At 73.0% G+C, this 26,623-nt stretch carries 23 protein-coding genes and 1 tRNA gene; 7 read left to right on the forward strand and 17 right to left on the reverse strand.

The window, feature by feature from the left end:
* The first annotated feature begins 72 nt into the window (after positions 1 to 72).
* Together ACFVVX_RS25870 and ACFVVX_RS25875 are read left to right on the forward strand one after the other, a co-directional pair.
* Positions 73 to 570 (forward strand): Pycsar system effector family protein, encoded by a 498-nt coding sequence (locus ACFVVX_RS25870; protein ID WP_387949013.1) that lies wholly within the window; start codon positions 73 to 75, stop codon positions 568 to 570.
* A 4-nt stretch (positions 571 to 574) separates the two neighbouring features.
* On the forward strand, positions 575 to 1,264 hold the full coding sequence (locus ACFVVX_RS25875; protein ID WP_387949014.1) for a Crp/Fnr family transcriptional regulator: 690 nt from the start codon (positions 575 to 577) through the stop codon (positions 1,262 to 1,264).
* A 10-nt stretch (positions 1,265 to 1,274) separates the two neighbouring features.
* Here ACFVVX_RS25875 and ACFVVX_RS25880 read toward each other — a convergent pair whose 3' ends face one another.
* The 6 genes from ACFVVX_RS25880 to ACFVVX_RS25905 all read right to left on the reverse strand — a co-directional run bounded on the left by ACFVVX_RS25880 (position 1,275) and on the right by ACFVVX_RS25905 (position 9,877).
* Positions 1,275 to 2,858, reverse strand: a complete 1,584-nt coding sequence (locus ACFVVX_RS25880) for a hypothetical protein (protein WP_387949015.1) — start codon at positions 2,856 to 2,858, stop codon at positions 1,275 to 1,277.
* Positions 2,855 to 3,745 (reverse strand): protein phosphatase 2C domain-containing protein, encoded by an 891-nt coding sequence (locus tag ACFVVX_RS25885; RefSeq protein ID WP_387949016.1) that lies wholly within the window; start codon positions 3,743 to 3,745, stop codon positions 2,855 to 2,857. Before ACFVVX_RS25885 ends, ACFVVX_RS25880 begins: the two co-directional genes overlap by 4 nt.
* A gap of 365 nt (positions 3,746 to 4,110) precedes the next feature.
* Positions 4,111 to 4,788 (reverse strand): hypothetical protein, encoded by a 678-nt coding sequence (locus tag ACFVVX_RS25890; RefSeq protein WP_387949017.1) that lies wholly within the window; start codon positions 4,786 to 4,788, stop codon positions 4,111 to 4,113.
* A gap of 33 nt (positions 4,789 to 4,821) precedes the next feature.
* Positions 4,822 to 6,684 (reverse strand): hypothetical protein, encoded by a 1,863-nt coding sequence (locus ACFVVX_RS25895; RefSeq protein WP_387949018.1) that lies wholly within the window; start codon positions 6,682 to 6,684, stop codon positions 4,822 to 4,824.
* 29 nt (positions 6,685 to 6,713) lie between these two features.
* The gene (locus ACFVVX_RS25900) at positions 6,714 to 8,969 is read right to left on the reverse strand and encodes a hypothetical protein (protein ID WP_387949019.1); all 2,256 of its coding nucleotides are present in this window, start codon (positions 8,967 to 8,969) and stop codon (positions 6,714 to 6,716) included.
* Positions 8,966 to 9,877 (reverse strand): hypothetical protein, encoded by a 912-nt coding sequence (locus ACFVVX_RS25905; protein WP_387949020.1) that lies wholly within the window; start codon positions 9,875 to 9,877, stop codon positions 8,966 to 8,968. Before ACFVVX_RS25905 ends, ACFVVX_RS25900 begins: the two co-directional genes overlap by 4 nt.
* 679 nt (positions 9,878 to 10,556) lie before the next feature.
* Between ACFVVX_RS25905 and ACFVVX_RS25910 the strand changes: the two genes are divergently transcribed.
* Positions 10,557 to 10,958, forward strand: a complete 402-nt coding sequence (locus ACFVVX_RS25910) for a YccF domain-containing protein (protein ID WP_387949021.1) — start codon at positions 10,557 to 10,559, stop codon at positions 10,956 to 10,958.
* Between the two features lie 45 nt (positions 10,959 to 11,003).
* On the opposite strand, the gene ACFVVX_RS25915 is transcribed toward ACFVVX_RS25910, so the two are convergent.
* Both ACFVVX_RS25915 and ACFVVX_RS25920 read right to left on the reverse strand, forming a co-directional pair.
* Positions 11,004 to 13,109: a DUF262 domain-containing protein gene (locus ACFVVX_RS25915; RefSeq protein ID WP_387949022.1), complete on the reverse strand. Its 2,106-nt coding sequence runs from the start codon at positions 13,107 to 13,109 to the stop codon at positions 11,004 to 11,006.
* Between the two features lie 158 nt (positions 13,110 to 13,267).
* Positions 13,268 to 14,332 (reverse strand): NADP-dependent oxidoreductase, encoded by a 1,065-nt coding sequence (locus ACFVVX_RS25920; RefSeq protein ID WP_387949023.1) that lies wholly within the window; start codon positions 14,330 to 14,332, stop codon positions 13,268 to 13,270.
* Between the two features lie 146 nt (positions 14,333 to 14,478).
* On the opposite strand from ACFVVX_RS25920, the gene ACFVVX_RS25925 reads away from it, so the two are divergent.
* Entirely contained in the window at positions 14,479 to 15,420 is a 942-nt protein-coding gene (locus tag ACFVVX_RS25925) for a LysR family transcriptional regulator (RefSeq protein ID WP_387949024.1), read from the forward strand.
* Between the two features lie 185 nt (positions 15,421 to 15,605).
* Here the strand turns inward: ACFVVX_RS25925 and mug are convergent, their stop codons facing one another.
* From mug to ACFVVX_RS25955, 6 genes are all read right to left on the reverse strand, one after another.
* Entirely contained in the window at positions 15,606 to 16,181 is a 576-nt protein-coding gene (gene mug / locus ACFVVX_RS25930; RefSeq protein WP_387949025.1) for a G/U mismatch-specific DNA glycosylase, read from the reverse strand.
* Positions 16,182 to 16,275: 94 nt separating this feature from the next.
* Positions 16,276 to 17,316, reverse strand: a complete 1,041-nt coding sequence (locus tag ACFVVX_RS25935) for a phosphatase PAP2 family protein (RefSeq protein WP_387949026.1) — start codon at positions 17,314 to 17,316, stop codon at positions 16,276 to 16,278.
* Positions 17,317 to 17,462: 146 nt separating this feature from the next.
* On the reverse strand, positions 17,463 to 18,581 hold the full coding sequence (locus ACFVVX_RS25940; protein ID WP_387949027.1) for a M24 family metallopeptidase: 1,119 nt from the start codon (positions 18,579 to 18,581) through the stop codon (positions 17,463 to 17,465).
* Between the two features lie 41 nt (positions 18,582 to 18,622).
* A complete protein-coding gene (locus ACFVVX_RS25945; protein ID WP_387949028.1) occupies positions 18,623 to 19,975 on the reverse strand; it encodes a dipeptidase in 1,353 nt (450 codons plus the stop codon).
* A 40-nt stretch (positions 19,976 to 20,015) separates the two neighbouring features.
* Positions 20,016 to 20,453, reverse strand: a complete 438-nt coding sequence (locus ACFVVX_RS25950; RefSeq protein ID WP_387949029.1) for a hypothetical protein — start codon at positions 20,451 to 20,453, stop codon at positions 20,016 to 20,018.
* Positions 20,450 to 21,976: an APC family permease gene (locus ACFVVX_RS25955; RefSeq protein ID WP_387949030.1), complete on the reverse strand. Its 1,527-nt coding sequence runs from the start codon at positions 21,974 to 21,976 to the stop codon at positions 20,450 to 20,452. Before ACFVVX_RS25955 ends, ACFVVX_RS25950 begins: the two co-directional genes overlap by 4 nt.
* Before the next feature lie 544 nt (positions 21,977 to 22,520).
* On the opposite strand from ACFVVX_RS25955, the gene ACFVVX_RS25960 reads away from it, so the two are divergent.
* Both ACFVVX_RS25960 and ACFVVX_RS25965 read left to right on the forward strand, forming a co-directional pair.
* Positions 22,521 to 23,012, forward strand: a complete 492-nt coding sequence (locus ACFVVX_RS25960) for a hypothetical protein (protein WP_387949031.1) — start codon at positions 22,521 to 22,523, stop codon at positions 23,010 to 23,012.
* 175 nt (positions 23,013 to 23,187) lie between these two features.
* Complete coding sequence (locus tag ACFVVX_RS25965; protein ID WP_387949032.1) at positions 23,188 to 23,898, forward strand: hypothetical protein; 711 nt, start codon at positions 23,188 to 23,190, stop codon at positions 23,896 to 23,898.
* A gap of 177 nt (positions 23,899 to 24,075) precedes the next feature.
* Here the strand turns inward: ACFVVX_RS25965 and ACFVVX_RS25970 are convergent, their stop codons facing one another.
* Positions 24,076 to 24,564, reverse strand: coding sequence for a YajQ family cyclic di-GMP-binding protein (locus ACFVVX_RS25970; protein ID WP_387949033.1), 489 nt, complete (start codon positions 24,562 to 24,564; stop codon positions 24,076 to 24,078).
* Between the two features lie 215 nt (positions 24,565 to 24,779).
* On the opposite strand from ACFVVX_RS25970, the gene ACFVVX_RS25975 reads away from it, so the two are divergent.
* Positions 24,780 to 24,861: transfer RNA gene (locus tag ACFVVX_RS25975), tRNA-Tyr, on the forward strand.
* A gap of 165 nt (positions 24,862 to 25,026) precedes the next feature.
* Here the strand turns inward: ACFVVX_RS25975 and ACFVVX_RS25980 are convergent.
* Both ACFVVX_RS25980 and ACFVVX_RS25985 read right to left on the reverse strand, forming a co-directional pair.
* On the reverse strand, positions 25,027 to 26,403 hold the full coding sequence (locus ACFVVX_RS25980) for a tyrosine-type recombinase/integrase (RefSeq protein WP_387949034.1): 1,377 nt from the start codon (positions 26,401 to 26,403) through the stop codon (positions 25,027 to 25,029).
* On the reverse strand, positions 26,403 to 26,591 hold the full coding sequence (locus ACFVVX_RS25985; protein WP_387949035.1) for a helix-turn-helix transcriptional regulator: 189 nt from the start codon (positions 26,589 to 26,591) through the stop codon (positions 26,403 to 26,405). Before ACFVVX_RS25985 ends, ACFVVX_RS25980 begins: the two co-directional genes overlap by 1 nt.
* Between the last annotated feature and the right edge of the window lie 32 nt (positions 26,592 to 26,623).

Here is a 26,623-nt window from a genome sequence, read left to right on the forward strand (position 1 = left end):
TGCTCACCGGGGCGGCGAGGTGCCACACTGGTGCTTCGCACCCGGGGGACGGCTCAGCGGAATGGGGGGTTCATGGCCGAGACGGATCCGGTGGAGACGGCCTGGAAGATCCACGCCTCGTTGCAGGACTGGACCGGGAAGGTGGACGCCAAGGCGGCCTTCGCGCTCACCCTCGAATCGGCCGCGATCGGCGTCCTGACCGCCTTCTTCGGCACCGGCAACCAGTCGGAGCGGCTGACCGGCGTGTTCCCCAAGAGCGTGTTCTGGCTGGGTATCGCGCTGCTCGCGCTCTCCGCGCTGGCCGCGGTGTCCGTGGTGAGCCCCCGGCTGCGGACCAAGGGCGGCGGAGACGACTGGCGGGAGCACTTCGTCTACTTCGGGCACCTGCGGCACTGGGAGCCGGAGCGGCTGGCCGAGAAGATCGCCGCTACCCCGCCGCTGGAGACGCTGAGCCGGCAACTGGTGGTGATGAGCCAGATCGCCTGGACGAAGCACCGGCGCGTCCAGCAGTCCCTGCAGTTCGCGGTCGCCGGGGTCGCGGCGGTCGGCCTGGCCTGGATCGTCGGCTAGTGCGGTGGGCGGCAGGCCGACGGGCGGGCCCGTCACCTTCTGGTCGGCGCTCGACGCGGCCGACCGCGACGCGCTGCTCGGGCTGGGCACCCGGGTCGCCCTGGCGGCGGACACCCAGCTCTTCGCCCAGGGCGACGCCTCCGACTACGTGGTCGTCGTCCTGGGCGGCTGGATCAAGGTGGTCTCGTACTCCTCGGCCGGGTACCGCGCCCTGCTCGCCCTGCGCGGCCCCGGGGACCTCCTGGGGGAGCAGGCCGTCCTGGAGGGGCGCCCGCGCTCGGCCTCGCTGCTGGCCGCCACCGGGGTCGAGGTGCTGCAGCTGACCGCAGCCCGCTTCCGTGCCTTCGCGCAGTCCCGCCAGGGCACCGCCGCGGCCCTGGAGCAGACCCTCTCCCGTCGGCTGCGCGAGGCGGACGAGCACCGGACCAACGTCACCGAGCCGGTCGCCGTCCGGCTCGCCGCGCTCCTGCTGGACCTCGGCGAGCGCTGCGGCGAGCCGGTGCCGCACACCGGCGGGATCAGGATCGGGCTCAACCTCTCCCAGGACGACCTGGCCGGGCTGGTGCTGAGCTCGCGCCGGACGGTCAGCCGGGTGCTGGAGCAGTGGCGGGGCCAGGGGCTGATCGCCACCGGCCGGCAGTCGCTGCGGATCACCTCGGTGGACGGGCTCAAGCTGGCCGCCTTCGGCGGCTGAGGCGGCCGGTTCAGCATCCGCGGAAGCTCACGCCGGAGCCGGGGGCGCTGACGATGCGGTAACCGCTGCCGGAGCGGGAGAGGTTGTAGGTGAGCTGCCAGTCCGTGCAGGTCTGGTCCTCGTGCCCCTGGGGGCCGTAGCCGGCGGCCTGGCGGCTGCGGAACCGGACGGTCGCGCGGGTGTAGGGGCCGGCGCCGGTGATGGCGGCGATGGCGACGTTCGAGTCCTGGGTGGTGGCCATGATGCGCCGCCAGTCGGCGCGTTCCTCCTCGGAGCTGAGGTCGAGCGCCGTGGTGTCGGGGTCGTAGTAGCCGAGTGCGGTGTCGTACTGGCGGGTGTTCACGGCGGTGAAGAACCGGCTGAACAGGGTTGCCACGCCCGGGGCTTCGGGGTGTCCGGCGACCTGGCCGGTGTCCACCGGGACGGTGTTGTCGGGGGTCGTGGGGGCGGGGGCGGGCGGCTTCACGGTGGTGGCCGGGGCGGTCGGCTGCCAGGTGGGCGCCGGGGCGGCCCCGGTCGAGCCCGTGGAGCCGGTGGAACCGGTGGACTCGGTGGACGAGGCCGTCGTGGAGGCCCGGTAGTACTCGACCAGCCGGTCGCCGCCCACCAGCAGGGCGGCCGCGACCAGCAGGCCGACGAGGACCGGCGCGACCCGGCGGCGCGGCCTGGCGGGGGTGGGCGGCGCCGCCTGCGGAGGCGTTCCCGGCCGAGGCGGCGCTGAGGGCGGCGGCGGGGGCGGAGCCGCCGGGCCGAGGGTGCGGACGGTGTGCAGCGCCTGGTCCAGCGGGCCGATCCAGGCGGCGGCCGGCGGCCGGGCGGTCGGGTCGGCGTGCTGGCTCCACCCGGCCAGTCGGGCCAGCTCCGGGGACAGGGCGCGCAGCCGGGTGTCGTCCAGGCTGTGCTGCTCGCCGTTGAACAGCCGCAGGACGAACCGTCCGAACTTGGCGGCGTCCGACGCGGGGGTGGCCTTGGCGGCCTCCGGCACCTCCCAGTCCGGCGTCTCCACCTGCTCGACGGCGGAGCGCCCGTGCAGGCTCATCGAGTCGCAGTCGATGAGCAGGCAGCGGGGTGAGCCGGCCAGGGTGAACAGCACGTTGTTGGGGGAGAGGTCGCCCACCGCCGCCCCGTGGCCGTGCAGTCGGGCGATCAGGGCAGCCAAGTCCCGCAGCAGGAGCAGTCGTTGCTCGTCGTCGATGTGCAGGCCGATCCGCTGCAGGAAGGCGGCGTCGTTCAGCAGGAACTGGAAGCCCTGCGGCTTGGCGCCGTCCGGCATGGCGATGAAGAACTCCGGGGGGACCTTGCGCATCGCGAACCCGCTGATCTGCGAGCCGCGTTCGGCCAGGGCGAGCGGCCAGGCGAGCCGGTCCAGGAGAAAGGCGCGGTCGGCCGGGCCGAGGGAGTCCGGGAATTCGGCCATCTCCACCAGGACGCCCGGGTCCAGCAGCATCCCGGCGCGGTACTCCTTGTAGACCAGCGGCCCGCTGAGGCCGGGCGGCGGCACGGGGACCTCGTAGACGAACCCCTGTCCGCCCTTGCCCAGTTCGTGCTGCTTGTAGTCGCCCAGCTGGTCGGGCCGGAAGCGGATCACGCTCACCGCGGCCTCCCGTGCGAGGGGTGCTCACGCGGCCAGAGCGCGACCAGGGTGCGGTCGTCGTCGAAGGTCTCGCGGGAGAAGTCCAGCAGGTGGGCGAAGCCGAGCGGTGGCACGGGCCGGCGCAGACCCTCGACGAACAGCCGGGCGACCTCGCCGCGGCCGTTGCCCACCGGGTCGCCGAAGCCGTCGGTGCCGATCAGCACGACCGAGCCGGGGTCCAGGTAGAAGTCCATCGGGCGGATCCGGGTCGGCACGCCCGGCAGCGGCTCCACCGAGGAGGAGACCAGCCCGTCCGGGCCGGCCGACTTGCCGCCGAGCAGCTGGTAGATCCGGTCGTACTTGATCTGCCACACGCCGGAGTCGCCCACCGACACCACCTCGATGGTCACCCCGTTCCCGGTCGGGGTGGCGGTGCCGGCCACCAGGGTGGTGGCGAGCAGCTGGGCGGTGGCCTCGATGCCGGCGCCCGGCTGCTTGAGGATGCGCCGGGCCTGCTCGATCAGCTGCCACTGGACGGTGCCCAGCAGCTTCTCCCAGTCGCCCACCCGGCCGGCACCGACCCGGACCTGGGCCAGCAGCTCGTCGACCGCGCTGCGGCAGGCCAGTTGGGAGCCGATGTGCGGCTGCCCGGCGCTGGACACGCCGTCGGCGACGGCGAAGACCACCGTGCCGGTGGCGCGGTCCCAGGCGCAGGCGGCGTCGTCCTCCCGGGGGCGGCCGTCGTAGCGGTGCTGGTAGCCGCGGACGGAGGCCAGCCGCAGGTCGAGCGCGGGGGTGGACCAGCCGTCGCAGACGGTGTCCGGGCGGTACGACAGGCCGGAGGGCGGGCGCGGGTCGAAGACCGCCACCGGGTCGCCGACCACCACGGGCTGCCAGAGCTCGGGCATGGCGGGGCTGGGCGGCGGCGGTGCGGCCGGGGCCGCGGGGCCGACGGTGGGCGGGAGCGCCGGCCGCGGTGGCTGCGCGTGCGGGTGTGCGTGTGGGTGGGGCTCCGCGTGCGGGTGCGGGTGTGGGTGGGGCTCCGCGTGCGGCCGGGCCGGTGGCGGCTCGGTCGGCGGCTCGGCTGCCGGGTGGCCTTGGGGCTGGCCCTGGGGATGGCTGTGGGGCCGGCCCGGCGCCGGGCCCCGGGCCGGGGTCGGCAGCCAGTGGTGCGGCGAACGGGAGAGCCGGGACGGCGGGGGCGTCGGCGGAGGCACCGCGGGCTGGGGAAGGTCCTCGTCGTCGTCCCTGCGGTTGAACAGAGGTGCCACGGTCAGATCACATCGATTGCGACGGTGAAGCCTTCCGGCCGGTCCACGACCAGCTGCGGCTCGGCCGAGCTGAGCGAACGGCCCGAGGCGATCACGCTCTTGGTGAGCGCGGTGCAGAACTTGGCGATGGCCTGACCCACGTCGACCCCCTTGTTGGCGACGAAGCCGAACTCCTGGCTGGTGGCCACTCTGGCGATCACCGCCGCGTCGGCGTTCCCGATCCCGCAGGCGATGATGTTCGGGGCGGCCGGGGTGATGCTCCGGTCGGTGAGCCGGCGGTGGGCGCCCTGCCAGTCCTCGCCGTGGTTCGGGACCCCGTCGCTGAGGAAGAACACCGCGGGCCGGTGCACCTGGTAGCCCTCGCCCTTGAGCCCGGCCACGTCGTTCGGGATCCGCGCGATGAGGTCCTCGAAGGCCTTGGCGTAGCTGGTCATGCCCCGGGTGCGCAGCCGGGGGAACTCGTTGGCGCCGCGCAGGTCGACCATGCTGACCCGCTCCACCACGTCGTCCGAGAAGCCCAGGACCGAGAAGCGGACCTTGGCCGCCGCCATCGGCTCGCCGAGCAGCGCCTGGTGCAGTGACCTCAGCCCGTCGTTGAGTTCGTCGATGTGGCTGCTCATCGAGCCCGACTCGTCGGCGAGTACGTAGATGGGGAGCAGGTGGCCCCGATTGCCGTCCATGGTGTTGCGATCCCTTCTCCGGTGTCCGCGCTCTCAGAGGGTGTCGGCCGCCGGACGGAAGCCGTCCGGGCCGACGATGCTGAACTCGGTGGAACCCGCGGCCAGCCGCCTGCCGTAGCCGACGACCGCGTCCCGCAGGAAGGCCGCGCAGCTGTGCGCCGCCGAGCCGGCATCCGTGTTCGGCGCGGCCATGTGGCCGAACTCCGGCCGGGTGGCGATCCGTTGGACGGCGCGCGGGTCGGCGGCGGCCAGGCCGCAGGCCACGATGTGCGGGGCCGACGGGTGCCGGGACCGGTCCACCAGTTCGTCGTGGGCGTCCTGCCAGTCGCCGCCCTCGCCGGGCGTGCCGCCGCTGACGAAGAACACCATCGGCCGCAGCGCGGTCGTCGGCTCCGCCTTCACCAGCGCCACGTCCTGCGGCAGCAGGGTGCGCAGGGTACGGAAGGCCTCCCGGTAGGAGAGCCCCGGGCGGCGCATCAGGATCGGCGTCCGGGTGCCCGGGCCGACGGCCTCCAGCGGCAGCCGCAGTTCGGCCCCCGCGGCCATGCCGACCACGCAGATCCGCAGCCGGGCGGCCACCTCGGGGCTCGCGGACAGGGCGTCGTGCAGGTTGCGCAGCCCGCGGTTGAGCTCGTCCAGGCTGGCGGAGTCGAGCGACTCGTCCAGGACGAGGTAGATCAGGGCCGCGCCGGGGAACGCGGTGGGGGCGTGCGGGGTCGCAGCGGGTACCACCACGGTCGGCTCGTACAGGCTGGCCGTGTCCGCGACGCCCGGCCGTGGCGGGGCGGCCTCGTACGGGACGCCCTCGTACGGGGCGGCCTCGTACGGGACGGACCGGCCCGCGGGGTCGGCGGTGGGGGCGTAGCCGGGGGCGGAGGCGGCATGGGCGGCCGGGGCCGGCGGGGCGGAGCCGAGCGCCAGCGGGGCGTCCCAGGACACCGCGGGCGCGTACGGCGCGGCCGGTCCGACGCCGGTGGCCCGCTGGACCTGGCCGACCAGCTGGCGGCGCATGTCGTTGAGGTCGCCGGGGAGGACCAGCCCCTTGTCCGCCATCAGCTGGAACAGTGCCAGCGACCGGGCGTCCCGCAGGTCCTCCCGGGCCGACCGGGCCTCCTCCAGCTGCCGCATCATCTCGACCGCCCCGGCGGCGTCCTGCGGGTGGGTGACCAGGTACTGCCGGATGAGGTTCTCGCTGGTCATCAGCATCCCGTTGAGCGCCTCGGACTGGCGCCGGGTGGCGGCGATCTCGGCCTCCTGCTGGATCCGCCTCAGCTCGATCTCGCGGTGCGTCCCGCCCCGGCCGGACACGTGCCGGGCGGCGCCGGTGCGCTCCTCGCGCGCGGCCTCCACCAGCCCCTCCAGGAACTCCCGGGACTTGGCGTCGGGCCGGACGTTCACCCGGCAGCCGTGCACCAGCAGACCGGCGCCGACCGCCCTCGGCGGGCCGCAGAGCCGGTTCAGGTGCTGCTGGAGGCCGAAGGAGTCCTCGATGTCGAAGCCCTGCCCGGCGCCGTGGAACAGATGGTTGATGTGGTCGTACACCACCGGGAGGGCGTCCGGGAGCCCGCTGCGCACCCAGTCCTTGGCGCCGTCCCAGCCGTCGACCCGGAAGGCGAGGGTGACGACGACCTCGAAGGCGTGGACCTGGTCGCGGGAGACCAGCGGGCTGCGGCCGATCGTCACCGTGCGCTGGTGGTCCCGCATGTCCACCTCGAAGCGGGTGCGGTACTTGGAGAAGGCCTGCTGGGAGTAGGTCATCGGGCGGCCCTCGAAGCAGTCCACCTCACCGCGCGGGGTGACGTAGACGACCGCGACGTGCGGGCTGGCGCCCTTGGCGGGGCCCAGGGCGAGCGCGGACATCGGGGCCTTGCTGATGATCAGTGACACCGGTTCCATGGCCGGGGCGTCTCCTTGTGGGGGTCGGTTCAGGGGGCCAGGACGGCGCGCAGCAGGGCGGCCGAGCGGCGCAGCGGTCGCAGCGCGTCGTAGGCGTCCCAGCGGGAGGCGTAGCGCAGCAGGATGTCCCGGTTGCGGGCGGTCCGCTGGGCGAGGTCGCGGAGCATGCGGAGCAGGTCGTCGAGCAGGTGCGGATCGGCCTCGGCCTGGCTCGCCCACATCCGCAGCACACCGGCGGCCTCGGCCCCGAACAGCTCCCCGCCGATCACCTCGGACCAGAGGTGGGCGAGCTGTTCGCGCAGGCCGTCCTGCTGGGAGACGAGGTGCAGCAGCGTGGGCCGGCTGCGCGGGGCGGCGCCGGGACCGGGCGGTGGGAGCTCGGTGACCAGGGCGTCGGCGAGGATCAGGAAGGCGAGGTGCCCGGTGGCCCGGCTCTCGTGCCGCCGCATCATGCCGACCAGCGCCGCCAGCACCACGGGGGTGTTGCCCTCGACGTCCTCCTCGATCAGGTCGGCGAAGCTGTCCCCGACGGCGATGGCGACCCGGATGTCGTCCACCGTGCCCAGCCGGGCCAGCGCCTCCACGGCGGTGGCGAGGTCGGCGCCGCCCAGGCAGAGCCCGTAGGCGCGGGCCGCCGCGGCCTGGGCCTGCCAGGAGCCGGAGAGGTACCAGCCGTCCACCATGGCCCGGACGCCGGCCCGCAGCGCCGGGTCCTCGACGCAGACCCGCAGCGCGTACGCGACGGCCTCGCGGCGCAGGGTGCCGGTGTCCTCGTCGCGGATCCAGCCGGGGAAGACCCAGGTGCTCAGGTGGTCGAACGCGCCGGTGGCGACCACGCCGAGTGCCGTCCCGGCGAAGCTGCGCACCTGCTCGGAGGCCGAGTCGACCAACTCGCCGAGCCAGTCGAGCAGTTCGGCCTGGATGTCGTACTCGGACCAGACGTGCCGGATGACCCGGGGGGCGTGGCCGGCGTCCCGGTACTCGGTGATGGTGCAGGGCAGCCAGCCGTACTGGCCTCGGGTCACCGTCGCCACCGTCCGGGCCCCCAGCTGCTCCAGCAGGGCGCGCCGCGGGGTGGCGAACGGGTCCCGGGCGAGCGGGGGTTGGCCGCCGGCCGGGACGGTGACCAGCGTCCGGTCGCTGTGGAACCGGGCCAGCAGCGCGGCGCCGCCCGCCGCCACGTCCTCCTGGGGGAGGCCGTTGAGGACCGCCAGTGCGACCGCGCGGGCGCGCAGTTCGGGCTTGCCGAGGCCGTCGAACCAGTCGTCGACGGACTGGCCGTCGCCCTGGTCCATCAGGGTGCGGACCCGGTCCGGGTCCAGTACGCCCCCGGCGTGCTCGTCGGCGAGCACCTCGGCCAGCCGGGCGGCGATCCGGCAGGACCCGTCCGCGGCCAGCAGTTCGGCCACCAGGTCCTTCAGGTCGCCGCAGTCGAGGGTGTCGTCGGCCGCGGACTCGCCGATCCGCCGGGCGAGATGGGCGCGGACCACCGCGTCGAGGGCGGGCGGCCGGTCGAGCCGTTGGACGTACTCGCCGACGCCCCGGTCGAGCAGGACGTCCGTGCCGACGGTCAGCACCAGATGCGCGCCGGAGCGCTCCAGTTCGTGCTCCAGCGACTCCAGCAGCGGGCCGCGCAGCTCGGCGGCGTCGGCCGGGCAGTTGAGCAGCAGCCCGGCACCCTGGCCGAGTTGCTCGACGGCGGTGAGCCGGGCGAGCTGGGCGACCGAGTCCAGCAGGTACCACGCGCGGGACTGCGCGGTGAGCAGCAGCCGGACGGCGGCCGCGGTCTTTCCGGCGCCGGCCGGGCCGCGCAGCACCACCGAGCGGCGGCGCCAGGCGTTGGTGCGGATCTCGTCCCAGCGGGGCGGCTCCTGGAAGGAGTGCCGGACGGCCTCGACGACGGCGGGCGACAGGGAGCGCAGGGTGATCCGGTGCTCCTCGCCGGCCATGATGACGATCTTGTCGCCGCCGACCGCGTCGCCCTCGACGCGCAGCCGTGCCTGCCGCAGCAGGCCCTTGCGCTTGCTGCTCTGGCCGGTCCGGGCGGTGGCCTCGGCGGCGCTCTCGCCGGCCCCGACACTGTGGCTGGGGGCGGCCTGCGCGGCCGGATCGCCGGCCGGGGCGGACTCGCCGCCGGGGCCCGGGGCCGCGCCCGGATCGGGGGCCGGGGACGGGCCGTCGGACGGGGGAGCGGGCGGGGGTGCGGCCCCGCCGGCGGGCGCCGGAGCCGGGGCCGCCGGTGCGGGTGTCGGTGCGGCTGTCGGTGTCGCGGGGGGAGTGCTCACGGTCGGACCGGGCCGGCCGGGTGGATGGTGACGTGCTTGTCGCCCTCGACGTAGTCGCCCTTGACGCTGATCCGCCGGGTGGCGGGCGCGGGCGGTGCGGGGGACGCGGCAGGCGCCGCGGGTGCTGCTTCGGGGGTCCGGGGCGCCGCGGGCGCCGCTTCGAGGGTCTGGGACGCCGTGGCTGTCGGTGGCTGCTGCGGAACGGGCGGAGCCGGGTCCCCCGTCCCGGCTCCGCCGTCCGGCCCCCCGGCGAGACCGCCGCCCCCGGGTCGTCCCCCGACCCCGGTCGGCAGCTCCCCCGTCGCCGGGGGGAGTCCTGGAGGAGCCGGGTACCCCGGGACGGTCACCCATCCCCGGCGCGGCTCCCCGTGCTTGGTGACGAAGTCGGCCGGGAGGTACGCGGCCGCGTCGATGCCCGGGTACCGGCCGAGCACCACCGTGCGGTGGAGCTCCTCCGAGACCACCACCACCAGGTGCGCCCGCTCGGCCGCCGCGAGCGCCCGCCTGACCGGTCCGGCGTCCACCAGCCGGGCCAGGTCGTTGATCGCGGTGCCGGCCCAGCGCTCGTCGTGCTGGATCACCAGCCCCTGGTGCAGCCCGACCCGCAGCCGCATCCGGTGGTCGTCGCGGTACTTGGCGTGGTGCTCGGCCAGCGCGTCCTGCAGTCCGCGCAGCAGCTCCCGGAGCAGCACGGCCGGGCTGGTCGAGGCGGGGAGCAGGACCAGCATGCCGTCCCCGCGGTCCTGCACCTGGCAGGCGGACCGCTCCAGCCGGGCCCGCCCGAAGGCGAACCAGACCACCTCGTACAGCTCCTCGTGGAGGGTGGCCTGCACGGTCTCGGGGCGCAGGCTGAAATCCTCGATGTCCACGAGCGCGATCCAGTGGCTCTGCGGATCCGGCGACACCATGCGCGTTCCCTCCCGAACGTGGACGGGGCATGAGGGCAGCCCCGTCATCTACTTGGATAGGCCCTGCGGCTGTTCGCGTCTGCGTCACGTGGCGCACAACGGGATCGGTTGTGATCCCGTCGGGGGTTTCCGCCAGGACTGTCAGGTCTTCCGACTCCGCCCGGGTCGCGTCAGCGACGGTAGCGATCTGATCCACGAAGCACCACTGAAATGACAAGAACTGACGCTGCTTCATCTGACGAGTCGCCATACCTGCTTTCCCGAAGGGCATGTGTCGGCCAGAGCGGTCACGGCGTGCACGCCTTCGCGATCACGCCGGGCGACATCGACTGCGCCCGCTGGAACCGCGCCACCCGCCCCGGTGCGGCCCGCTGACCACCGTCCCCACCGAGTGCAGCGACGTCCGGGTCGGCGCCTACAGGAGTGCGCCCGCCGAGCACCCGGACCCGGCCGTCACCGCCGCCCGGACCGGCATGCAGGTGCGGTCTCCCCGGAGCCGGACACCGCCCGGCTGTGGCCGCCCTAGCGGGCCTCGACCTCCGCGGGGGCAGTCGGCGGGGATCCGCCAGGCCCCTCGGGGATCCCCCATCGATCCCGTAGCACCGTGTAGCCCCACGTAGGGACGCGCCCGGGTGGGTATACCAGTCTGGAAGCGACGACCCATGGGAGGCTGAGCAACATGAAGGTGATCGGATTCGTCCTCAACGTGCTCTGGCTGATCTTCTGCGGCATCTGGATGGCCATCGGCTACGCCGTCGCGGGCATCATCTGCTGCATTCTGATCGTCACGATCCCGTTCGGCGTCGCCGCCTTTCGCATTGCCGGCTACGTCATCTGGCCCTTCGGCCGGACGACGGTCGAGAAGCCGGACGCCGGGGCGCCGTCCTGCGTCGGCAACGTGATCTGGCTGGTCTTCGCGGGCTGGTGGCTGGCGCTCGGCCACCTGATCACCAGCATCCCCCTGTTCCTGTCGATCATCGGCATCCCCTTCGGCTGGGCCAACCTCAAGATGATCCCGATCTCGCTGATGCCGCTGGGCCGCGAGGTCGTCCCCACCGACGAGAAGTTCGGCGCCCGCTGAGGAGGCGGGCGCTCCGCCCCTTTCAGGTCGCCCGCCGGGGCGCGGTCACCAGAGCGTCTCGGCGGTGTACTCGGACCGCAGCTTGTCGAGCGGCACCGGCCCCTGGGGGGTGACCACGGACCAGAACTCCCAACCGTTGGTATGGATTCCGCTGGCCTTGGCCGCGCCGGAGGGCGTGTCGTACGCCTCGCCGTCGACCTCGATGAGGCCGCGCTCGTTGACGCTCGCCGTCACCGAGTGCCCGGCCCAGGACGGCTTGAGGATGGCGCCCGGCTCCAGCAGGCCCGCGTGGATCAGCTTGTGCAGGGGCAGCCGGGACCCTCCCTGGCGCATCGACGGGTTGGCGAGGACATCGGGCGCGGGATAGCAGGGGTGGTAGTCGCTGGTACCCAGTTGCACGAACGCGTCCCGGACCACGGTGGCCATGAGCTGCCTGCGGGCACCCAGGAAGTCCTCGTACTCCATGGACTCCCAGCCGTCCGGCAGCGCGTGCCAGTACTGCTGCTGGGCCAGGCGGTCAGGGTCCAGCTGCCGGGCGGCGATCTGCTGGGGCCAGTAGACGGCCGGCGCCTGGTCCGAGATGTCGATGTTCTTGTGCCACTCGACCAGGGTCATGTTGGCGATCTGGTTGATCTTCTGGCTCTCCCGGACCCCGAGGGCGCGAGCCAGGTGGGCCTTCGGGAAGAGGTGGTGCCGCTCGATTCCCCGCTTCGTGGTGATCGCCGGGTCGAGGCGGCTGCGGACCTTGCCCCGGGACAGCAGCGCATCGGCGTCGAGGATGTTCAGGGCCGCGATGTAGGACAGCAGGGCCGGTGTCTTGGAGGCCGAGGCGTTCAGCTCGTTGGGGAGCGTGATGCTCCAGTAGTCCGAGGTCAGGGTATCGGAAATGATCTTGTCGAGGACGGCGATGAAGGCGTCCGGGTCACCGTCGGGGATCTCGCGGAAGCGGCTCAGGTCCTGCTCCACCTGGCTCTCCAGTGACCCCGAGTAGCGGGCCGTCCCGTGCGCCATGAAGAACCAGCGGGCGATCGCCTCCCGGAGGCGGTCGAGCGGCACCTTGTAGTGGATCCTGCCGATGAGCCACATGGCGTAGCTGTACAGGATGGCGTTGTTGCTGGAGATCATCTTCGAGCCGCGGAAGCCGGCCCGCTCCAGGCACTGGAAGAACTCGTGCCAGTTCGTCAGGTCCAGGACGCTCTGCTGCGCCTCCTGAAGTTTCGCGAACTGCCTGTCCCGGAGGGTCGACGAGGCCTTCCCGGTGTCCGGATCGCGTCCGCTGAGCACGATGTAGACCTGCTTGAGCACGGCCCGGCGCAGGGCCAGCGCGGTCGTCACCCGCAGCAGGTCGGACGGCTGGGGCTCCAGGAACCAGTTGAACGGCGATGCGCCGGAGCGCGAGGGGAGTTGGCTGTCCCGGCAGAACTGCTCCAGCTCGCGGCGGCCCTCGTCCCAGGACACCGACATCAGGGTGAGGATGAAGTCGGACTGCTTCAGCTTCACGCCCTTGCTGTTGATGCGCACGAAGATCTCGGACACCTCCTCTAGGCTGATGTCCGCGGAGAGTTCGACGATCTGGAAGCTGTACAGGCTGAGCCCGTGGACATGGCCGATCGCGGACTCCAGGCGGTCGCGTTCGTCCTCGTCCAACTCGCGCTTCTCGGCGAGCCTGTTGAGGAACGCCCGGACGGTCTTCTTGAGGACGTTCGAGTCGGACTGCCAGAGCACGCTGATGTCCGGCAGGTACTCCGCGTCCTTCTCGATCGCGGCGCCGGAGACGGCGAAGGTCTCGTCCGAAGGGCGGAAGGCCAGTCGCACCCGGCCGGTCGAGTAGTCCTCGTGTGTCACCTCCGCGCCGGTCATGACGGCGAAGAGCGAGGTCAGGCGCTGCTGGCCGTCGATGATGATCTGCCGGGGCACACGCTCCTTGGAGCCCGCGCCGATCTGCTTGGTGCCCGGCTCGGCGTCCGTCCCCCAGAAGAGCAGGTACCCGACCGGGAACCCCTTGTACATCGAGTCGAAGAGGTCCCGGGCGCCGGTGGCGGACCAGACGTACGGCCGTTGCAGGTCCGGAAGGCCGATTTCGCCACGCTCGATGTCCTGTACCAGCCGGGAGACGGGGGAGGAGGTGGTGGAGTACAGCTGGGTGGCCATTCGGGACTGTCCTAACTCGCTTGCCAGGTGGGTCTATGAGCTGGGGCGAGTCTATCGAGGCACAGTGACAATGCGTCAGGCATGGTGACTCGAAGGGCTGTTGGCGCGTGGGGGGTTCTGGGTCGGGGCGCCGGTAGGGCCGGAGGTGGGGGTGCGGTTTACGGGGCGTCGGTGAGCTGGACGATCATCTTGCCGGTGTTGGCGCCCCGGAGCACACCGAGGAAGGCGTCCACGACGTGCTCGAAGCCCCGCACCACGGTCTCGTCGGGGACGACGGCGCCGGAACGCAGGTGCGGGACGAGGAAGTCGTACAACTCGGGCCTGGCGTCGAGGTGGTTGCGGACCAGGAAGCCCTCCAGTCGCAGGCTCTTGCCGACCACGTCGTAGAGGTTGCGGGGTGCGGCCGGCGGCTGCCGGAGGTTGTTGTACTGGGCGACCGCGCCGCACCAGGCGATCCGGCCGTGGTCGCGCAGAACGCTGATCGCGCCCTCCAGGTGGTCGCCGCCGACGTTGTCGAGGTAGACGTCGATGCCGCTCGGGGCGGCCGCGCGGAGCTGCTCGGCGACCGGGCCGTCGTGGTAGTCGAACGCGGCGTCGAAGCCGAGGTGCCCGGTGAGGTGCTCGACCTTGGCGGCGGAGCCGGCGCTGCCGATGATCCGGCCGGCGCCGAGCAGGCGGGCGAACTGTCCGGCGGCGGTGCCCACGCCGCCGGCGGCCGCCGAGATGAAGAGGTCCTCGCCGGGCTGGAGGCGGGCGACCCTGGTCAGGCCGACCCAGGCGGAGAGGCCGGTGCCGCCGAGGACGCTCAGGTGGGCGCTCAGCGGGACGCCGGGGAAGTCGGGCAGGACGGTGGCTCCGGCCGGGGTGACCGCGGAGTGGGTGCGCCAGGCCTTGCGGTGGTGGACGAGTGCGCCGACCGGCAGTGCGGGGGTGCGGGACTTCACGACCCGGCCGAGGGTGCGGCCCTCCAGCGGGGCGTTGAGCTCCCAGCCGCCCTCCTCCATCTCCTCGCGCATGTACGGGTCGACGGACTGGTAGATGTTCTCGACCAGCGCCTCGCCCTCGGCCAGGGCCGGGGCGGGCTCCTCGACGAAGGCGAAGTCGTCGGCGGTGGGCGGGCCGACCGGGCGGGAGACCTGGTGGACCGCCCGGACGGCTTGAGCGGTCTGGGCGGTCGGGGTGGCCTGGGTGGTCTCGGTGGTCTGGGTGGCGGGGCGGGGCATGGCGGACTCCGGCGGGTTGGTGCGGGGTGGGGTGTGCGATCACCGTACGGAGGCGCCGGGGCTCCGGGCAGGGGGCCGGATCGATGGAAGGCGGGGTTCCATGAGCGGCGTCGATGGATGCCGCGGATGCCGCTAGATTCGGGTACATGATCGATCCCGTTGCGGCTCCGAAGCCACGCCCGGCCCCGGAGCTCGCCCCGCACGAACTGCGCATCCTGGTCGCCGTCGATCAGGAGCGGGGCTTCACGGCGGCGGCCGCGCGCCTGGGGATGACCCAGTCCGCCGTCTCGCGCGCCGTGCGCGGCTGCGAACGGAAGCTCGGCACGGTGCTCTTCGACCGTGGGCGCCACGGCGCGCGCCCCACGGAGGCGGGCACGCGGGCCGTCGCGTACGCGCGGCGGATCCTGCGGCTGCTGGAGGCGATGGGCCCGGAGGTCCGGGCGGCCGGCGCCGGTGCGGGAGCCGGGGAGGTGGCCGGACCGTTGCGGATCGCGGCCTTCCGCAGCGTCGCCGCCCACCTGCTGCCGCCCGTGCTGGCCCGGCTCACCGCCCGGCACCCCGGGCTGACCCCGCAGGTCCGGATCGTCCGCGAACTCGGCCGGGGCACCGCGGGCGAGGTCGCGCACGGGCGCGCCGACCTCGGGCTCGCCACCCTCGACGGCGCCGGGGCCTCGCCCGTTCCCGGGCTGGTCGCGGCACGGCTCTTCACGGAGGAGTACGCGCTGGTGCACCCGCAGGGCCACCCGGCGCCGCGCGGGCTGCCGCTGGTCGACTGGGACGAGAACTGCGGCTCGTACACCCGTGACTGGTGGGACCGCCAGGACTGGATCCCGCCCGCCACGATCGACGTGGAGGACGACACGGTCGCGGTGTCGCTGGTCTCCCAGGGCCTCGGCATGGCGATCATGCCCCGGACGGCCCTGCTGGGCGCCCCGGCCGGGCTGGCCGTCACGGACCTGGGACCGCGCCCGCCCAGCCGGTACGTCGGCTACGTCACCACGCCCGAACTGGCCGGGACGGCGGCCGTCCGGGCGCTGATCCGCGAACTGCGCGAGCTGGCGCTGCCGGAGGGGCTGGCGGCGGCCTGACCGGGGGCGGGTCCGCGCCGGGGCGAGGCGGACCTCGATCCGGTCGACCCGCGCACCCGGGGCGTTGTGCGCGGTCACGTAGAGACCGTTGTCGCCTGCGTGCCACCATCGCAGCACCAGCACCGCACCGCAGCCACCGCAGCCACCGCAGCCACCGCAGCCAACGTAGCAAGACGGCACCGCCGCTACACCGCCTCCACGGCCTCGCGCAGTCGGCGGAACTCCTCGGCGAGGCTCGCCGGGGTGTAGTGGGCGTTCAGACCGCTCGGGTTGGGCAGCACCCAGACCTCGGTGTCGCCGACCCCGTCCTCCTGCCGCCCGATCGCCGCGCCGCGCCGCCCGAAGGCCGTCCGGTAGGCACCGATGCCCAGCACGGCCAGCACCTGTGGGCGCAGCCGCAGGACGCGTTCGGTGAGGGCGGCCCCGCCCGCGCGCAGCTCGTCGGCGGTGAGCTCGTCGGCCTTGGCGGTGGCACGCGGGGCGACGTTGGTGATGCCGAGGCCGAGGGCGAGCAGTTCGCCCTGCTCGTCCGGGCGCAGCTGGCGCGGGGTGAACCCGGAGCGGTGCAGCGCGGGCCAGAAGCGGTTGCCGGGACGGGCGAAGTGGTGGCCGGTGGCGCCGGACCACAGACCGGGGTTGATGCCGCAGAACAGCACGCGCAGGCCGGGCGCGACGACATCGGGGATCGTGGTGTCACGGGCGGCGAGCAGCTGCTCGGCGGTGGGTTTCGACGGAGTGGGCACCGGCCAAGTCTGGTCCATCGGGCCCCGGAGCTGTCCACCGAAAGCCTCGCAGGCCCGAAGCAACCCCGCAGCCGCCCCTCCCCGCCCCTCCCCACCGGTCAGCTGCCGCCGGTCAGCCGCCGAGCGACACCCCGGACGCGGCCCGGGCCCGCGCCTCCCGGGCCCGCGCCTCCCGCGCCCGTACCCGCCGGTCCCGCGCCCACCGCACCCCGTACACCGTGGCCGCCGCGTAGGCCCAGCCCGCGAACACGTCGACGATGAAGTGCTCGGCGCCGTACACCAGGGTGAACGCCATCGCGAGCGGGTACACGGCGAGCAGTACCCGGAGCCGGCGCCCGGCCGTCGGCCAGAAGAACAGCGTCAGCATCATCGGGTAGGCCGAGTGCAGCGAGGGCATCGCGGCGACGTCGTTGGCGAACCGGCTGCCGTTCTCGAACACCGAACCGGCCCGGGGCAGTCCGCTCTCGGCCAGGACTTCGGAGACGACCCGGGTGAGCTGCGGCAGGTGGCCCTCCTGGGCGACCAGCCACGGCGGGTCGGCCGGGAAGAGCACATAGGTCGCGAACCCGGCGTAGGTCAGCACCAGGTAGCAGACGAGCAGTTGCCGGAACCGGTCGTGCCGCCGCCGCCAGAGCACCGCGAGGATCAGGAAGACCGCGAAGAAGTGCGACATGTAGACGGTGACGGCCACGTAGTCGTACCAGTGCGGCGAGCCCGGCGTGTACAGCGCGTGCTGCAGCCGGACCGTCCAGGTCTCGCCGAAGCCGAGCACCCGGTCGGCGAGCAGCTGCGGGCGCCAGTGCGGGGCCCACGGGGTGTGCGCGCCGTAGCCGCGCAGCAGCGAGTACGTCCAGACGGCGGCCATCACCGGCACCCAGTCGCGCAGGACGAGCAGGAAGCGGCGCAGGCCGTGGCCGGCGTGCACGGCGGCGGCGAGCAGCGCGCCGATCAGCCAGCAGAACACCACGTCGTTGGCGTACGGCACGCCGTTGATGCGCACGTACTGCACCAGGGCGAGGAGGTAGAGCGGCCACGCCAGGAGCCGCAACCGGGCCAGTGCGGTCGCGCGCGCACTGGGCAGGGGCCGGGACACCGGACGCAGCCGCCCGGCGCGCGGGGGTGGGGTCGGCGCCGGGCGGAGCAGCTTTGTCATGTCGGTCGAAGCTAGCAAGCCATTCTTGGAGAACTCTTCACGCGAACCGCCGGTCGTCCAGAAAAAACTCAGACAGCGGAATGCCGTACCCTTGAGCAGCCGTTACGCCGCCACACCCACCCCACCCCACCCACCCTTCGTGCCCCTCACGAGACGATGCCCAACTCGTGCGGGGTGTTGTTGAACCGCCGCCCGCCCTGCTCGGTCACCGTGACGATGTCCTCGATCCGCACCCCGAACCGGCCGGGCAGGTAGATGCCCGGCTCGATCGAGAAGCACATGCCGGGCACGAGCGGCCGCTCCTCGCCCTCGACCAGGTACGGCGGTTCGTGCGTGGTGATGCCGATGCCGTGGCCGGTCCGGTGGATGAAGTACTCGCCGTACCCGGCCTCGGTGATCACCTGGCGGGCGATCCGGTCGATCTCCTGGCAGCTCACCCCGGGCCGGACGGCCTCGAACGCGGTCTGCTGCGCCTGCCGGACGACGTCGTGCACCTTCCGCACCTCGGTCGGCACGTCGCCGCCGACGTGCACGGTGCGGGTGGTGTCGGAGCCGTAGCCGTCCTTGAGGCCGCCGAAGTCCAGGACGACGGTGTCACCGGGCTGGATCACCCGGTCGCCGGCCTCGTGGTGCGGGTTGGCGCCGTTGGGGCCGGAGCCGACCACGGTGAAGTCGACCTGGCTGTGCCCGTACTGGATGAGCAGCGCGCTGAGGTCGGCGGCGACGTCGGTCTCCCGGCGCCCGGCGAACTCGACCTCCAGGATGCCCCGGTACGCGGCGTCGGCGGCCCCTCCGGCGGCGGCGAGGCGGTCCAGCTCGTCGGAGTCCTTGACCGCGCGCAGCATCGGCAGGGTGTCGGTGAGCGAGGTGTAGCCGGTGCCGGGCAGGGCGGCCTGGAGGCCGAGCAGGTGCATGGCCCAGGCGTTGTCCGAGACGCCGTACCGGCCGGCCGGGTCGATCAGCGGGACGGCGGTGGCGTACGGGTCCTCGCCGTCGGTCCAGTCGAGCAGCCGTACGGCGGGGGCGCCGGGGGCCTTCTCGGCGTCGGGGCGCTCCAGTTTGGGGACGATCAGGGCGGGTTGGCGCCCGGCGGTGAGGACGAGGGCGGTCAGCCGCTCGGTGATCGCGGTGGGCTGGTAGCCGCACAGGTAGACCAGGTCGGGCCCGGGGGCGACGACCAGGCCCGCCAGCCCGGCGGCGGTCGCGTCGGCGGTGGCCCGGGCCATCCGGGCGCTGTAGTCCTCGGTGGTGAACGGTCGTGGCATGGGGTTCCTCCTCGGATCTGTCCCTGGTAAACCGAACTCCATCACGTGCCCGCCGAGTTGGCGTAGTGCCGGAGGAACAGCGCCTCGACGTTGGCCATGTGCTCGATCTCGCCGGGGTCGACGCTCTCGTTGGGGGCGTGGATCAGGCAGCGCGGCTCCTCCACGCCCATCAGGATGATCTCCGCCTCCGGGTAGGTCTGCGCGAACACGTTGCAGAGCGGGATCGAGCCGCCCTGGCCGAGGAAGGCCATCGGCTTGCCGTAGACCTCCTGCATGGCCTTGTCGAGTGCCCCGTACGCGGGCCCGCCGGTGGCGGCGCGGAACGGCGAGCCGGTGCTCTCCGGCTGGACCTCCACCCGGACGCCCCACGGTGCGGCCGCCTTCAGGTGCGCGATCAGCGCCTCCTGGGCGGTGTGCGCCTCGGTACCGGGCGGGATCCGCAGGCTGACCCGGGCCCGGGCGGTGGCCGGGATGGCGGCGGCCGAGCCGACCACCGGCGGGCAGTCGATGCCGAGCACGGTGACGGCGGGCCGGGCCCAGAGCCGGTCGGCGACGCTGCCGGAGCCGGTCAGCCGGACGCCGTCCAGGACTCCGGAGTCCTGCCGGAACTGCTCCTCGTCGTACCCGACGCCGCTCCAGGCGCCGTCGCAGTCGAGCCCGTCGATCCGGGTGCCGCCGTCGGGGCCGCGCAGCGAGTCGAGCATCCGGATCAGCGCCGCCAGCGCGTCCGGGGCCGGGCCGCCGAACATGCCGGAGTGCATGTCGCCGTGCAGGGCGGAGACGGTGACCACCACGTTGGCGAGCCCGCGCAGCGAGGTGGTGGCGGTGGGCATGCCGACCGCGGCGTTGCCGGTGTCGCAGACCAGCAGCGCGTCGGCGTGCAACTCGCCCGCGTGCGGGGGTACATAGGCTTCGAGTCCGCCGGTACCCTGCTCCTCCGAGCCCTCGGAGACGAGCTTGAGGCCGACCGGGATGTCCTCACCGAGTGCCCGCAGCGCGGTGAGGTGCATGACGATGTTGCCCTTGCAGTCGGCGGTGCCCCGCCCGTACCAGCGCCCGTCGCGCTCGGTGAGTTCGAACGGCGGGGAGGTCCAGGCGGCGTCGTCGAGCGGCGGTTGGACGTCGTAGTGGCAGTAGAGCAGGACGGTCGGGGCGCCGGGCGGCGGTGGGCGGTGGCCGATCACGGCGTGGCTGCCGTCCGGGGTCTCCTCCAGGTGGACGTCGTGCAGCCCGGCGTCGGCGAAGGCGGCGGCGACCCACTCGGCGGCCTCGCGGCACTTCTCCGGAGGGTACTGCCGGGCGTCGGCGACGGAGGGGATGGCGACCAGTTCGGCCAGGTCGGCCTTGGCCCGGGGCATCAGTTCGGCGATCCGGCGGGCGAGTTCGTCGGTCATGGGTGCGACTCCTGTGGCGTTGAACGTATGTGACGTAGCGTCAGTTGCGGATGGTGTCGCGGAGCTTGAGGTCGTCGATCTTGTTCTGGATGGCTTCGAGCTTGTCCGGGCAGTACACCGAGAGCACCAGCGACTCGGCGTACACCACCTCGCGGTCGGAGAGCACCGGTCGCTGCCCGGGCCCGCCCGCGCCGTTGGACATGCCGTACTTCCACTGCGCCTGGGTCAGCGCGTTCGCCGGGTTCTCGCAGACGGCGCCCCCGTCCTCGCCCAGGGTGTGCACGATCTGGCTCTGGCTGGGCACCGGGTAGCCGGCCGAGGTGAGTGCGGCGGAGAGCTGTTTGGCCTTGTCGTTGGCCTGGTTGGTCGCGTGCAGCTGGGAGTACGTCAGCAGGCCGGTGATCAGCATGCCGATCAGCACGACGATCGCGCCCAGGTAGATCCAGCGGTGGCGGGAGGCCATCATCGTGCCGGTCATTCCGCACCTCCGGTGGTGCCGCGCCGCTCCTCGGCCTCCTGCTCGGCCAGTTCGGCCTGGGCTTCGGGGGACCGCCAGGAGGGCCTGCTCAGTTTGAGGAAGGTGAAGGGGATCACCAGGCCGAGCAGCACCAGGCCGCCGCCGACGATCGCCACGTACTGCCAGACGCTGCCGCTGCCGAACTGCGAGGACGGCACGAACCCGATCGCCATCGCGGCCGCCGAGGCCAGCAGGCCGGTCACGCAGATCAGCACCAGCGCGGGGGCGCGGTAGCCGCGCGGGTGGTCCGGCTGGGTGCGGCGCAGCCGGATCGCGGCGGCGAACATCAGCAGGTAGACGATCAGGTACACCTGCGTGGTGATCACCGAGAAGATCCAGTAGGCGCTGGAGACGTTCGGGATGAGCGCGTAGGCGAGGGCGATGATCGTGGTGACCACACCCTGGGTGACCAGCAGGTTCTGCTGGATCCCCTCCTTGTTGAGCTGTTGCAGGAACGGCGGCAGGTAGCCCTCCTGCCGGGAGATCATCAGCAGGCCCTTGGACGGCCCGGCCAGCCAGGTGAGCATGCCGCCGAGCGAGGCGGCGATCAGCGCCACCGCGATCACCGGGGTGAGCCAGCCGATGTGGAAGTACTGGAAGAAGGAGTCGAAGGCCTGCATCACGCCGGCCGTCAGGCTCAGCTCGCTGGACGGCACCACCCAGCTGATCGCCAGCGCGGGCAGGATGAAGATCAGCAGCACCATGCCGGAGGCGGTGAACATCGAGCGCGGGAACTCCCGGCCCGGGTTGCGCAGTGAGGAGACGTGCACCGCGTTCATCTCCATGCCGGAGTAGCTGAGGAAGTTGTTGACGATCAGCACCAGGCTGGCCAGGCCGGTCCACTGCGGGAAGATGTGCGCGGCGTTCATCGGGGCGGCGGAGGGGTTGCCCTGGCCGAGGAAGACGAGGCCGAGGACGACCAGCAGCGTGCCGGGGATCAGGGTGCCGATCACCAGGCCCCAGGAGGAGAGGCCGGCCACGGCCTTCGTCCCGCGCGAGGAGACCCAGACGCCGGTCCAGTACAGGACCACGATCACGATGGCGGTGTACGGGCCGTTGCTGGCCAGGCTCGGGTTGATCACGTAGGCGATGGTCGAGGCCACGTAGGCGAGCAGGGACGGGTAGTAGAAGATCGTCATCGCGAACTGGCACCAGACCGCGAGGAAGCCGAGCGGCTTCGACAGGCCCTCCGACACCCAGCGGTAGACGCCGCCCTCCCAGCCGGAGGCCAGTTCGGCGGAGACCAGGGCCGTCGGCAGCAGGAAGACGATGGCGGGGACGAGGTAGAGGAAGACGCAGGCCAGGCCGTAGACGGCCATCGTCGGCGCGGCCCGGAGGCTGGCCACCGAGGCGGTCGTCATCAGGGCGAGCGTCAGCCAGGACATGCGCGGTGCGCTGGCCATCCGGGTCGCCACCGCCCCGCCCCGGTCCCGGGTGGCGGGGCCTCCCTGGCCACCCGGTGCGGGTGTGTCCATGGAACTCATGGGTCCTCCTCCGGGTACGGCCCGGATCCGCGCGTCCGCCGGACCGGTTCGTCCGTCCGCGCCGGGAGGGCCCCGGGGGCGGGCCGTACCCGGTCAGTTCACCCGGTTGCCGAGGCCGCCGCATGCGGCGTGCACCCGCACGGGTGATCGACTGTCAGGGGCGCGTGCCGGAGGTTTGGGCGCGGCCACCCGGTCGGCCCAGTCGCCCGCTCGCCCGGTCGGTCCCCTCGCCTGCCCGCTCGCCTGCCCCGCTCACCGCTCACCCGGTCGTCCGGCCACCTGGCCAGCTCGGTCAGCCCGGTCGGCTCGGTCGGCTCCGCCGGTCGACGCGGGCCGGACCGCGCGGCGCAGCGTCCGGGTGGCGGTCGCGGGCAGCAGGGCGGCGGCGAGCGGACCGGCGCGCAGACCGGCGCGCACCGCGAGCGCCCCGACCCCCCACCCCGGACCAGGCCGCGCGGGGCGCCTCGGCGCGGTCCGGTTCCACTCCGGGCACGGAATCGTAAATCCCGGGCGGACTGTCAGTGGGATGAGCCAGGATGACTGAATGTCATACGAACTTCAGGCGCTGATAGGGCCGGTGGAGCTGCTCACGGTGGCGGCCGCCGAGGTCCCGGCCGCGCGCATCGCCCCGCTGACCCAGGGGCTGGCGCTGCTCCCGGCCACCGCCGTCTTCCTGGCCGCCCTCCAACTGGGCGGAGAGGAGGGGGTGCACGGCGGTGAGGGCGGCTTCGAGTGGTTCCCGGGCGGCTTCGAGCGCCGCCTCGCCGCCTGGTCCAAGGCCGGTCCGATCGCCTGCGTCGAGGCCGACTACTTCGGCGGCACCGGCACCCAGCGTGCCGCGGTCTGGGCCGACGGCCGACTCGACCTCGGCCCGCTCACCAGCGCCGAGTTCGAGCCCTTCCCGCCCGAGGGCGGCCCGATCTCCCGCGTCCTGCGCCGGATCGGCGCCCGGGTGGAGGGCGGCCACCTGGACGAGTTCGACGCGGTCGGGCTGTCCGCGCACCGCAGTACCAGCGGCTGGGCGGCGGCCGGCTGAGCGGCGGGCCGACGGCCCCGGCCCCGCTTCGCCCCGGCCCGCTTCGCCCCGGCCGAGCCGCCCGGTTGACCGGCGGTGAACCGTTCGGCGTACGAGCGGTGGCTGGGCCAACTGGTGTGCCCCAACGTGTGAATCAGGCATTTCGCCTGTTTCGCATCGAAAGGAAGCACCACCCATGCGTTCCACCTGGATGGCCGCCGCGCTGACCGCAGCCGTTGTGCTGACCCCGGTCGCCACGGCGTCCGCCACCACCGCCGGCCCGGGTACTGCCACTGGCTCCGACGCCGCGGTCCCCCACCTCGTATCCGTGCCCCGCGCCGACACCCCTCTCCCGGTCGGGGCTCCGCCTGTCGGGGTTCCCCCCGTCGCCGCTCCGCCCGTCGGAGTCCCTCCCGTTGCCGCCCCGCCCGTCGGGGTTCCCCCGGTCGCGACCCCGCCGACCGTCACCCCGCCCGCTGCTGCGGCGGACCCGGCTGCCACCCTCGGGGCGCTCGGCGGCCTCGGCGACATCCTCACGCTGGTCGACGGCCTGCTGACCGCCGCGACCCCGTCGACCGGGGCGCCGGACGTCGGCGTCCTGCAGCAGTTGCTCGCCGCGATCGAGTCCGCGGCGAAGGCCCTGCTCGGCCAGCTGCCCGCGGCCCCGGTGGCCGCGCCCGTCCCCGCGCCGCTGCCGGTGGATCAGCAGCCCCGCGCGGCGGTGCCGCTGCCCGCCCTCTCCATCGAGGACCAGCTCACCGCCCTCAAGGCGAAGGCCTCGACCCTGGTCGACGCCGCCACCGCGGCCAAGCCCGATCCCGCCGCCGTCCAGCAGGCCGTCACCGGCCTGGCCCCCGACGTCCTCGGCACGGCCACCGCCACGGTCACCCGCCTCACCGGCCTCTAGGCAGGCCCCACCCCACCGGCGAGCCCCGGCCCCGACCCCTCGGGCCCGGGGCTCGCCCCTGCCCGGAGCACCGCACCCGCGCCGGAGCACCGCACCCGCGTCCGGACAGCAGGAAGGCCCCGCGACGGCCAGGAGAACCCAGGGGCCGTCACGGGGCCTTTCCGGCCGGGGCTCCGCTCAGCGGTAGTTGACGAACTGGATCGCGAAGTCCAGGTCCTTGCCCTTGAGCAGGTTCTGCACCGTCTGCAGGTCGTCGCGGCTCTTCGAGGTGACGCGCAGCTCATCGCCCTGGACCTGGGCCTTCACGCCCTTCGGGCCCTCATCGCGGATGATCTTCGCGACCTTCTTGGCATCGTCCTGGGTGATGCCCTCCTTCACGTCCGCGAAGATCTTGTACTCCTTGCCGGACAGCTGCGGGTCCTTGGCGTCCAGCGCCTTCAGCGACAGGCCGCGCTTGATGAACTTGCTCTGCAGCACGTCCAGCACGGCCTTCACCCGCTCCTCGCCGCTGGCCTTCATCTCGATCGTCTCGCCGGATCGGCTGATCTCGGCGCCGACGTTCTTGAAGTCGAAGCGGGTGGCGAGCTCACGGGAGGTCTGGTTGATCGCGTTGTCGACCTCCTGCCACTCGACCTTCGAGACGATGTCGAAACTGGAGTCGGCCATGGGTGTTGGTCTCCTTGATGCTCTGGCTTCACTGACACGGCCCGCCCCACCGGGCGTCCGCCGCCCCAGCCTATCCAGCACCACCCCGCCGCCGCCCCCGACAGCCACGCCGTACCCCTTGATCGTCACGTGACCAATCGAGTGGCGAACCACCCCCCGGCATCGGGTATTGTTTACGGAGTCGAGCGGGGCAAGCCCCGCGAGACGCCAATCCTGGCTGGTTGCCCGAGCGGCCAAAGGGAGCAGACTGTAAATCTGCCGGCATAGCCTACGTAGGTTCGAACCCTACACCAGCCACAGGATAAAGAAGGGCCCCTGATCTGCGGAAACGCGGATCAGGGGCCCTTCTCGTTCAGTCGAACGTCCGCGGCGCCCGGAGGGCCGTTTCGCGAGGTTTGTCCCACATCTCGCCGCCCGGATCCCGGCGTTGACCAGCGGTTCCGGACCAGTCGCGGACCAGGGTCAGCCGGGTCGTCGCTGCAGGCGTTGGGTGATCAGCTGGTTGGCGTGGTCTTCGTCACCGTGGATGCACTTCGCGTAGACCCGGAGCAGGACGGCGATGCTGTGCCCGGCCCGGCGGGCGCACTCGGCGGGCGCCATCCCGGAGGCCAGCCACAGCGAGATCCCGGCGTGCCGGCCGTCGTACGGCCGCTTCGCCAGCGGGCTGGCCTGCTCCTCCGGGCTCAGCACCTCGGCCCGGGCCGCCGCCCACACCACGCCGTAGCCGCTCTCCTGCACCATGCCGTCGCGGAAGGTCCTGAACAACCGTCCGTCCGGCGCTGTGCCGTACGCCTCGATGTGCTCCCGCAGCAGCTTCACCAGTTCGGGCGGGATCGGGACCGGCCGGGTCGCCTTCTCTGCGCGGTGCTTCAGGCCCCGAGGGTCGTGCGAGGTGCCGGTGTCGGTCCATGCGGATCCCACCCGCGGGCTGTTCCCGTTGAGGTTGAGCTTCCCCCACCCCTCCGCGGGCAGCACGCAGCGGTCCTTCCGCAGGTGGACGACCTCGCCGGGGCGCATGCCCGCGTAGTAGATGCACGCGAAGAATGCCACCAGCCGTGGCCCGCGCCGCCCCTGACGCCCGACCGCCTCCATCATCGCGGCGGCCTGCTCCGGGCTCATCACGTACTCGGGGTCGACCTCCTCCTCGACCTGTGGGGGCTGCCACTGGACCAGCGGCAGCGGATTGGCGGTCAGCAGCCCGTCCTCGACGGCCCGGCCGATGACGTGGTGGACGATCCGGCGCTTGCGCAGGATCGTGGATGCGGCGGCCTTCGTGCCGTCCAACTTCACCGACAGCGCGGCCAGCAGCTTCCGGACCACCTTCGGGTTCTCCAACGCGGAGACATCCACCGAGTGCCGCGCGACCCACGCGAGCGCCTTGGCGACCTCGGCCGGCGGCTCCTCCGCCCACCGGTTCACGTTGAACGCCCAGCCGTACAGCGCCCGCCGGACGACCCGCTTGTCCGGCATCCCGGCCTTGCTGCTGACCAGCTCGAACGTCACGCTGGCCAGCGCATCGGCCCACGTCGTCCGCGTCTTCGCCGGCGCCCCGTCCCACCGGGCCTCCACGTAGTTCCGGCCGTGCTGGTACCAGGTGACGGCGTTCTCCTCCTGCTGGCGCTTGCGCAGCTCGGCCAGCGGAAGCCCCGTCTCGACGTCGAACGGCTGGTGCGAGGCGACGGCCACCAGCAGCTCGGCCTTCCGGCCGTCGGCCTGGGTCTTCGTCAGGTACGACTCGGAGAACTCCCGGCCGGCCACTGTCCACCGCACCATCCACGGCGTCCGCCGGTCCGGCCGGTGGCGGTGCTCCCAGAACTTCACCTTGTACGAGGTGGGCATCAGGCGGCGACTTCCTGCTCGGCCCACCACGCGTCGAGGGCGCTGCGGCGGACACGGATCTGGTTGTTGGGGAGCTTCATGAGCTTCGGGCCCTTCCCTCGGGCGACCATGCGGTAGAAGGCGGAGCGGGACATCTCCAGCTCTTCGAGCACCTCGACGAGCTTGAGCTTCGGGTCCTGCGTGGGCATGGCGGCGACTCCATCGGCGAGTGCGAATGGTG

It is taken from the genome of Kitasatospora sp. NPDC058170, from assembly GCF_042883905.1.
Taxonomy (GTDB): Bacteria; Actinomycetota; Actinomycetes; order Streptomycetales; family Streptomycetaceae; genus Kitasatospora.